Raw genomic sequence first — 1,820 nt, 5'->3', positions numbered from 1 at the left:
TATATAAATTTGATTTTTCTTGGTTTTCCTCTTGTTTTTATAGAATTGCTAACTCACCAAAAGAAGTTATCACGGATAGAACTTGCATAGAATGCTTAATTCAGAGAATTTGAGTATGGCAAAGCCAACGTCTATTGTTTTGGATATGTTGGCCGTTGTAACCCACTATTCTCACGGTGGTAAACCTCCCATGTCTAACAGGGTCAAGATGTTAAATCTGCCCTAAATTCCTTCGTTCCACCTATCCATGATTGGGTGTCAGTTTTGCTCCTCGACCGAGTCTTTGCTCTAATGGAATAATATGCGACTGACTACCAGCTCTTTTGTCTTGCTTGAATTCAATGATTTTGATCTATTCTGTGGTGACGCTTACCAATAGAACAGTTTGGTTTTTGCTCTTCATGTTATGATTCTTTTACGCTGCCAAATACTCTGCGGGGCGATGAATGTCTCGAATTAGCTTTTGCGGGTCGTATTCTATACCCTTCGTTAGTATGGAATAGAATACCCGAATCAGTTTACAGCTTAAGGCGATTAGCGATTGTTTCTTCTTGAGAGGATTCTTGATCCTCGTCGTGTAATACTTGTGTATCTCTGCAAACTCTGTGTTTTTAGCGACTAGCGGCATCACTGCTTGAAATAGAATTGCCCTCAGTCGTGCTCGTCCCCGTTTGCTGATCGTGGTCTGTCCTTTGTGCTTGCCCGAGCTGCTTTCTCGCAAGGCCAAGCCTGCAAGTTTTTGGATCTGTTTTGGAGAATTAAAGCGTCTAATGTCTCCAACCTCAGAGAGAAAACCGGCTACTGTAATAAGGCCCACACCTTTAATTTCAAGCAGTTTTGCCACTTCTGGTATTCGCCTACACAGTCCATCGATAACATCCATGATGACGTCATATTGTGACGTTTTATTTTGATAGTCTTGGAGCAGCAGCTTAATTTCCATCCTGGAACAAGATTCCCCTTCAGGGCAACCAATGGTCTCCTGAGCAGCTTCATACAGGCTCTTAGCCCTTTTCATTCCAACTGCTCTGAGTTTGTTATCTCTCCAAATTCGGTTGATTCCTTCTGCTCCAAGTTTTTTAATATCGCTGGGCAAGGGAGCCTCCTGAAGCACCAGCATGCTGCTTGCTGCATCAAACTTTCCAAATACAGTTTCATGCTCGGGAAAGTATATTTTCAGCCACCTCTGTATGCGATTCTTTATGCTGTTCATTTCCTTCTGAATGCGCAGTCTGCAAGACGTCGCTATTCGCAGTTCTGCATAGATGCCTTCTGGAATATAGGGTTCATTGTATCTGCCCTCAATTACCAGCTTGGCAATGGTTTTGGGATCTTTAGCATCAGTTTTGCTCGGGTGATTGTCATCCAATTCTTTACTCCGCTTTACATGGAATGGGTTGACCAGGACTAGCTTGATACTTTGTTCTTTCAGGTAGGATGCTAGGCCAAACCAGTAATGACCCGTTGGCTCTGCTCCGATTACAATGCTGTCCTTTTGTGTCTGCTTTTTTAGCCGTCCAATCCATGCGGATAAATCCTTGAATCCCTCGGCACTGTTTGCAAACTTAAAGACTTTACCTAACTCTACTCCCCGCCAGTCGAACGCTCTGGCATAATGAAGTTCGCTGGCTATGTCCACGCCTATGACAATACTCGTTTCGGATAGTTGATTTAGTTTCTCGTTTTGTGTAAAATTCACCTGGATGACCTCCGTTATTTTTTGATTGGATTCTGTTGGCCAACAGTCCGTCCTCTCAAATCTTAACGTGAGGTCGTCTTTTTTTCAAAGCTCATTTTTTGTTACTTACAGGAATGCTCCT

Annotated in this window: 1 protein-coding gene; it reads right to left on the bottom strand. The window is 43.0% G+C overall.

The window, feature by feature from the left end; genetic code table 11:
- Positions 1-415: 415 nt before the first annotated feature.
- Entirely contained in the window at positions 416-1,699 is a 1,284-nt protein-coding gene (locus tag DOT_RS22715) for an IS110 family transposase (protein WP_009623870.1), read from the bottom strand.
- Positions 1,700-1,820: the final 121 nt, after the last annotated feature.

This window comes from Desulfosporosinus sp. OT (assembly GCF_000224515.1).
Taxonomy (GTDB): domain Bacteria; phylum Bacillota; class Desulfitobacteriia; order Desulfitobacteriales; family Desulfitobacteriaceae; genus Desulfosporosinus.
This window is presented reverse-complemented; position numbering and strand designations above follow the sequence as displayed.